Genomic DNA, 7,249 nt, shown 5'->3' with positions numbered 1-7,249 from the left:
GGGCGGGGGCGGGGGCTGGGCCGGGCGCGACGGCGTGGCGGGGCTTCTGAGGCTGCAGCGGTGGGGGCGGGGGGAGATGTGGGGGCCGGGGGTGGGGCTGTGGCTGTGGCGGTGCGGGCGCGTTGGGGGAGTTGGTGGGCGTACTCGTCCTCGGTGCCGACCAGTTGGCCTTCGAGGATGGGGCCGCCGGGGGCGTCGCGGACTATCACCTGGGGTGGGGGCGGGGGGAGGGGGATGTCGTCGTCGCCCGCTTCCCGGGGGGTGGGGGGCGGCGGCGGGGGTTCCTCCGGGCCGCGGCCCCATTGGCGGTCGCGGGTCACCCACGGGGGTGGTTCTGGTTCGCCGCCGAGGAGGTCGTCGTCCGGGAGGTCTTCCTCGTAGAAGGGGGGCGGGCCGTTGGTGACCGTGGCGGCGCGGGTCTCGGCGTCGTCCCAGTCGATCTTCACGCGGCGCATGTCGTCGACGTCGACCGTGATCGGGAGGATGTCGCCGGGCAGCGGCCATTTCGCCACGGGGACGCGGGGGTCGCGGACCGTGACCTCCTCGTTGGGCAGGCCGGGGGCCATGATCAGGATGCGGAGCTCGGCGCGGCCGTAGATGGCCGTGGCCGGGCGGTCGGAGATGGCCTTGACCTGCGCGTTTCCGGAGACCCAGGCACGGGCGCCGCGGCGGGCCACGTTGACGAGTCCTACGCCGATGGCCAGGGCCAGCATCGCCACGCCGAGCGCGACGATGGCCCAGCTGGTCATGCCGAGGCCGAACAGCATCACGAAGACCGCGATGGTGCCGACCACCGCGGCCACGAGTTTGCGGGCCGGAGCGACCGGCCGGCCGTTGGGGTTCGCCACTGTGGACCTCCTGGGGAATTACCCATGAGGTTACGTAGCGGCCTCACGGGTGGAAAGTGCCGAGCCGGGGGAAGGGCACGGGGGCGAATTCCGGTACCGATAAGCTCGGCAAACGCCGAACCCCGGCGTGTCAAGCTGTTCAGGAGGCATCGCCAGTGACCACCCCTGCCGTCGAGCGCTCGCTCGTGCTCATCAAGCCCGATGCGCTGCGGCGCGGCCTGCTGGGGGAGATCCTCGGCCGCTTCGAGCGCAAGGGTCTCGTGATCGAGGCGCTCGAGCTGCGCACCATGGACGCCGAGCTGGCCGACCAGCACTACGCCGAGCACGTGGACAAGGCTTTCTACCCGCCGCTCAAGGAATTCATGACCAGTGGTCCGCTGGCCGCGCTGGTGCTCTCCGGTGACGAGGTCATCGCCGTGGTCCGCGAGATGATCGGGAGCACCGACGGGCGCAAGGCCGCCGCCGGCACGATCCGCGGTGACCTGTCGCTGTCCAACCGGGAGAACCTGGTCCACGCCTCCGACGGCCCGGACAGCGCGAAGCACGAGCTTGCCCTCTGGTTCCCCAACCTCTAACCCGGGATTCATGTCGGAGGGATAGACCTCCGTCATGACCTTGATCGACAGACGTAATCTTCTGCGGGCCGGTCTGGCCGGTGGGGTGCTGAGCGCCCTCCCGGCTGTGCCGGCCCTTGCCGTCCCGGCATCCTTGCCGGACGAAAAGGTTGTGCACAATTTAATTGCACACAACCTAACTCTGGGTGCGGCGCGGCCGGTGATCAGTCACGGGGTGCAGAGCGGGGACGCGACGACTGAGTCGGCGATCGTGTGGACGCGAGCTGATCGGCCGGGGCGGATGTGGGTGGAGGTGAGCCGGCGGCCTGATCTGAAGGGGGCTCGGCGGGTGCGGGGGCCGATTCTTACGCCTGAGACGGATTTGACCGGCAAGGTGCGTTTGCGCGGGCTTCCGGCGGGCGAGCGGCTGTTCTATTCGGTACGCGTGGAGAGCCTGGACCGGCCCGGACTGTTCAGTGTTCCGGTGCGGGGGGAGCTGAGCACCGCGCCGACCCGGAAGCAGGACGTGTCGTTCGTGTGGACCGGTGATGTGGTGGGGCAGGGGTGGGGCATCGATCCCGCGTACGGTGGGCTGAAGATCTTTGAGTCGATGCGCCGGCGGCGGCCGGACTTCCTGCTGCACAGCGGGGACACCGTGTACGCGGACGGGCCGCTGGCCGAGCAGGTGACGCTGCCCGACGGGCGGATCTGGCGGAACCTGGTGACCGAGGAGAAGTCCAAGGTCGCCGAGACCCTCAAGGAATACCGCGGTCAGTACGCCTACAACCTGCTCGACGATGCTTACAAGGCGTTCGCCGCGGAGGTCCCGCAGATCAACCAGTGGGACGACCATGAAGTGTTGAACAACTGGTACCCGGGCGAGATCCTGGACGACGCTCGCTACACGGAGAAGCGGGTGGATGTGCTCGCCGCTCGCGCTCACCAGGCGTACCACGAATGGGTTCCGATCCCTTCGGCGAGCGGGCCGGTCTACCGCAAGATCTCGCACGGGCCGTTGCTGGACGTCTTTGTCCTCGACATGCGGACCTTCAAGGACGTCAACGACGGCAACACGTACGCGGACCCGGACCGTGGTCTCCTCGGCACCGCGCAGCGGGAGTGGCTGATCAGCGGCCTGAAGAGCTCGAAGGCCACCTGGAAGGTCATCGCCAACGACCTGCCGCTGGGCATCGTGGTGCCGGACGGCGGGACCGCCCAGGAGGGTGTGGCGCAGGGTGATCCGGGTGCTCCCAAGGGCCGTGAGCTGGAGTTCGCTCAGGTTCTGCGGGCCGCGCACCGGGCGGGCGTGACCGGGATCGTGTTCCTGACCGCGGACGTGCACTACAGCGCGGCGCACCACTACGACCCGGCGCGGGCGGCGGTGCAGGACTTCACGCCGTTCTGGGAGTTCGTCTCCGGGCCGGCGCACGCGGGCGCGTTCGGGCCCAATGCCCTCGACGCGACGTTCGGGCCCGACACCGCGTTCATTCACACCCCGCCGGTCGCCAACGCTTCGCCGGCGGAGGGCTTCCAGCATTTCGGGGAGGTACGCATCGACGGGCGTACCGGTGAACTGCGGGTCGATCTGCGGGACCGGGACGGGGTTTCGCTCTGGAACACGACGCTCGCGGCGCCCCGCGGACACCGGTAAAGCGCCCGCCAGGTTCGGTATTTGCGTAAATGCCGAGCCTGGCACCCATGCTCGCCAGCAGGTCCGGCTCCGGCGTCGGATAATGTCCTACCGCCCCCACCACTGCAGTCCCCGCCGGAGGAACACGTTGCCGCTGCTCTACTCGATCGGCAAACTCACAGTCGGAACCGCGATGACGGTCGGCTGGCGGCCGCACGTCGAAGGCCTGGAGAACATCCCGGCGACCGGCGGCGCGATCTTCGCCGGCAACCACCTGTCCGTCGCCGATGAGCTCTTCCTCGGCTCCGTCGTGCCCCGCCACCTGGCGTTCTGGGCCAAGGAGGAGTACTTCGAGCGGCCGTTCTCGAAGTTCCTGATGACCGGGCTCGGCGCGATCAGGGTCGAGCGCGCGGGCGGCCGTGCGGCGCTGGCGGCGTTCGACGGCGCGATCCCGGTGCTGAAGGCCGGTGACCTGGTCGTCGTCTACCCCGAGGGGACGCGCTCACCGGACGGCAAGCTCTACCGCGGGCGGACGGGCGTGGCGCGGCTGGCGATCGCGGCCGGCGTACCGATCATCCCGGTCGGCATGCTCGGCACCGACAAGGTCCAGCCGATCGGGCAGATGCTGCCCAAGCTCGGCAAGGGCAAGGTCACCGTGCGCTTCGGCAAGCCGATCGACACCGCCGGCCGCCCCGACGACCGCAGCTCGCAGCGCGCCCTCACCGACGAGGTGATGGGCGAGATCCAGAAACTGACCGGCCAGGAGTACGTGCCGCGTTACGCACCCAAGCGCGAAGAGGCCTAGGGCGCTCGGCTGCCACGGGCCTTCTCCTGCTCGACCAGCGCGTCCAGGTCGGTCAGCCGGTGAAGGCCCCGCAGCGGCTGGCCCATGCGGTGGTTGCCGCTCAACGCCGCCTCGTTGCGTTCGAGGAAGGCCCAGTAGCCCGCCGTGAACGGGCACGCCTTCTCGCCGACGCGCACCTTGGGGTCGTAGCGGCAGCCGCCGCAGTAGTCGCTCATCCGGTTCACGTAGGAGCCGCCGCCCGCGTACGGCTTGGTGCTCATCCGGCCGCCGTCCGCGTACTGACTCATGCCGACGACGTTCGCGGTCATGACCCACTCGTAGCCGTCGACGAACGCCCGGTGGAACCAGTCCGCCATCGCCCCGGGACGCCATCCGCGCTGCATGGCGTAGTTGCCGAGGACCATCAGGCGCGGGATGTGATGCACCCAGCCCCGGTCGCGTACGCCGGCGAGCACGTCCGAGAGGCAGCGGGCCTCCACGGCGTCCGCGTCCAGCTCGGCGAACCACTTCGGCAGCGGGGTTGTCGCACCGAGCTTGTTCGAGCGGTGGTAGCCGGGTTCGAAGTGCCAGTACAGGTGCCAGACGAAGTCACGCCAGCCGATGATCTGCCGGACGAAGCCCTCCACGCTGTTCAGGGGCGCTGCCCCGGACCGGTAGGCGGCCTCGGCCCGCTCCACGACCTCGAGGGGGTCGAGCAGGCCCAGGTTGAGCGGGGCGCTGAGCAGGCTGTGCGCCATCAGCGGATCACCGGCCAGCATCGCGTCCTCGTAGGGACCGAAGATCGGCAGTCGGTGCGTAACGAAGTGCCGTAGCCGGGCCAGCGCCTCCCGCCGGGTCGCGGGGAACATCCGGGGGCCGTCCCGGCCGATGAACTCGATGCCGTCGTCACGCTGCCACCGATCAAGGTCTTCGCGTACGCCGTGATCGATCTCGTCCTCCGTGATGGCGGGAGGATCGGGGACGTCGAGATGCCGGGCGCCGCGCGGAGGTGGCTCCCGGTTGTCCGCGTCGAGGTTCCAGCTGCCACCGGCCGGCTCGGCGCCCTCCATGAGGATGCCGTGCCGCCGGCGGGCGTCCCGGTAGAAGTCCTCCATGCGCAGGCCACGCCGGCTCGCTGCCCAGGCAGTGAAGTCCTGCGGGGAGGTGGCGAAGCCGCGCGGTGCCAGCACCTCCACGCCGAGCCTGCGGACGAGGTCCCGGGCGCCGCGGGACGTCGGGTGGCAGACACTCAGGGGGCTGTCTGTCGCGCGGACGGCTTCGGCGTACGTCTCCGCGCGTACCAGATGAGCCTGGTCCTTCAATTCGGCCGCGCGGTGGCGCAGCGCCGAGAGCACCAGGTGGGCTTTCTGGCGGTGGAACGCGCGGCGGCGGAAGACGGCCTTGGACTCGACCAGCAGCACGGGCTGTCCGGGCTCGTCGAGAAAGTGCGGGCCGAGTTGGTCGGCGAACAACCAGCGCCTCGTCATGGTGCCGTTCTACCAGGGTTTGTGCTGTTCCCCGGTCATACGAGGCCGTCCAGGTTCGCGGTGCTGAAACGCGGGTTCAGGATCGCGGTGCGCAGGTCGCTGGTCAGCTGGGCGCTGTCGTCCGCCGAACGGCGGGTGAATACCACCGTGGCCAGGCTGCCGAGATCGGCCCAGGCACACACCACCACCGACTTGCCGTCGGACCGTCCGACACCGCAGCGTTCGTGCACCCCACTGACACCCATGTCGTACGCCTGAATCTTGCTGATCTGGTACTCCCCGGCCAGATGCTCGAGCTCGGACTCGACATCAGCCTCCGCCCGCAGCCGCAACCCGGTCGTCCCGAAGATCGTGACCCGTTTCCCGTCGTTGTCCGAATACACACCGGCGAACGGCTTCGCCCCGATCAGCGCCGTGCCCTGCAGATCGTCGGTCAACCGGTCAACCGCACTCTGCCCGTCGGGATCGGCCCGCAGATCGAGATCGCCGACGGTCTGCGGCAGGGAAGCCGCGACCGGGAACTGCTGGGAGATCGGGGACATGAAGTAGTACGGGATGCCGCAGCAGCAGAGCGAGCCGAGCACGGCGAACTTGAGGAACCGGCGGCCCCAGGAACGCTTGCGCCGGGGTTTCGGGAATGCGGAGCGCGGGGGTTGGGGGCGGGCTGGGGCCTGGGGGCGGGCTGGGGCCTGGGGGCGTGGTGCGGGCTGGGGTGGGGTGCGGGGCTGGACCGGGACGCGGTTGGCGGCCGCCTTTTCGCGGCGCTTGCGTGCTCGGGCGGACTCAGCCGGGGCCTGGGCCGGGGCGGTGGGCTGGGGTGCGGGCGCAGGCGGGGCCCAGGCTGGCGGCGGCGTGGCCGGGCGCTGGGTGGTCGGGGGTTGGCTGGCCGAGGGTTGGCTGGTCGGGCGCTGGCTGGTTGGCGGCTGGCTCGTCGGCGGCTGGCCTGGTGCGCGCTGGGTGGCCGGGGGGTGGGCCTGGGATGTGGGCGGGGTTGGCGGGGGGACCCAGGCCGAGGGTGCCGGAGGGTCGATGCGGGTGGGAGGAAGCGCGGCCGGGGGGTCCAGCCGCGTTGGGGGGAGGGCGGCCGGGGGATCCAGCCGGGTCGGGGGGAGGGCGGCCGGGGGGTCGATGCGGGTGGGTGGCATGGCCTCGGGGAAGGGGGCCAGGACGTCGATCGGGGTGTCGTGGTCCGCCCAGGGGTCGACCGCCGGCATGGTCGGCCAGTCGTCGTGGTCCGGCCAGGGGTCGTGGGCCGGCCAGGGGTCGGCTGCGGGGGCCAGGTCCTCGGGGATCCGGCGGGCCCAGCGGGATTTTTTCGGTACGTGGGCGGGCACCGCCGCGGAGCCGCTCCAGCGCGGCGGGGCTTCCTCGATCGCCGCCGTCGCAGGCTCGGCCTCATCCACGGAGGGCGCGATGTCTTTGGCGGCCGCGGTGTCTTCGGCGGCCGCGGTCTCGCTCTGCGCGGGGGTCTCGCTCTGCGCGGGGGTCTCGCTCTGCGCGGAGGTCTCGCTCTGCGCGGAGGTCTCGCTCTGCGCGGAGGTCTCGCTCTGCGCGGGAGTCTCGCTCTGCGCCGCAGCGGTGGCAGAAGGCGGGTTGGCAGCCGTGGCCGGGGAGACCGGGGCGGGGGAGACCGCGGCAGGGGAGACCGGGGCGGTGGGCGGTTCGGGGGGATTGGGGGATGGGTCCGTCTCGGCTTTTGGTGCGGCAGCCGTGGGGTCGGGGTCCGGGTGGGGGGTGGTCATCGGTGTCGGTCTCCCTTCCTCGGCGCGGCCTGGTGTTCTTGCCCAGGTTAGAGGGGGTGTGCCAGTTCTCCGGGTGCTGGTGATCGGGGCTATCGATCAGCGTGACATCGAAGGGAGGCGGAATCTGGAGAAAAACGTCGCTGAAAGACGGACAGCGGGGGCGATGTGCGAGACCGTGTGGAGTCGTATGGTGACCCGGTGGTG

At 70.7% G+C, this 7,249-nt stretch carries 5 protein-coding genes and 1 pseudogene; 3 read left to right on the top strand and 3 right to left on the bottom strand.

Annotated elements, in window-relative coordinates; translation table 11 throughout:
* Window positions 1–848 (bottom strand): annotated as a pseudogene (locus Ahu01nite_RS37360) (glyoxalase/bleomycin resistance/dioxygenase family protein); the annotation flags it as partial.
* 155 nt (window positions 849–1,003) lie between these two features.
* Here Ahu01nite_RS37360 and ndk point away from each other — a divergent pair.
* The 3 genes from ndk (at window position 1,004) to Ahu01nite_RS37345 (ending at window position 3,837) form a co-directional block, all read left to right on the top strand.
* Window positions 1,004–1,423 carry a nucleoside-diphosphate kinase gene (ndk, locus tag Ahu01nite_RS37355; RefSeq protein WP_203841443.1) on the top strand — a complete coding sequence of 140 codons (420 nt, stop codon included), beginning with the start codon at window positions 1,004–1,006 and terminating at the stop codon, window positions 1,421–1,423.
* Window positions 1,424–1,457: 34 nt separating this feature from the next.
* Window positions 1,458–3,053, top strand: a complete 1,596-nt coding sequence (locus tag Ahu01nite_RS37350) for an alkaline phosphatase D family protein (protein WP_203841442.1) — start codon at window positions 1,458–1,460, stop codon at window positions 3,051–3,053.
* 127 nt (window positions 3,054–3,180) lie between these two features.
* A complete protein-coding gene (locus tag Ahu01nite_RS37345) occupies window positions 3,181–3,837 on the top strand; it encodes a lysophospholipid acyltransferase family protein (RefSeq protein ID WP_203841441.1) in 657 nt (218 codons plus the stop codon).
* Here Ahu01nite_RS37345 and Ahu01nite_RS37340 read toward each other — a convergent pair.
* Window positions 3,834–5,303: a cryptochrome/photolyase family protein gene (locus Ahu01nite_RS37340; RefSeq protein ID WP_203841440.1), complete on the bottom strand. Its 1,470-nt coding sequence runs from the start codon at window positions 5,301–5,303 to the stop codon at window positions 3,834–3,836. The genes Ahu01nite_RS37345 and Ahu01nite_RS37340 overlap by 4 nt on opposite strands.
* 35 nt (window positions 5,304–5,338) lie before the next feature.
* On the bottom strand, window positions 5,339–7,045 hold the full coding sequence (locus Ahu01nite_RS37335; RefSeq protein ID WP_203841439.1) for a hypothetical protein: 1,707 nt from the start codon (window positions 7,043–7,045) through the stop codon (window positions 5,339–5,341).
* Window positions 7,046–7,249 lie beyond the last annotated feature (204 nt).

The sequence above is a fragment of the Winogradskya humida genome (assembly GCF_016862215.1).
GTDB classification, from domain to species: Bacteria; Actinomycetota; Actinomycetes; order Mycobacteriales; family Micromonosporaceae; genus Actinoplanes; species Actinoplanes humidus.
The sequence above is the reverse complement of the archived record's forward strand: the minus strand, read 5'-3'. Positions and strand labels throughout refer to the sequence as shown.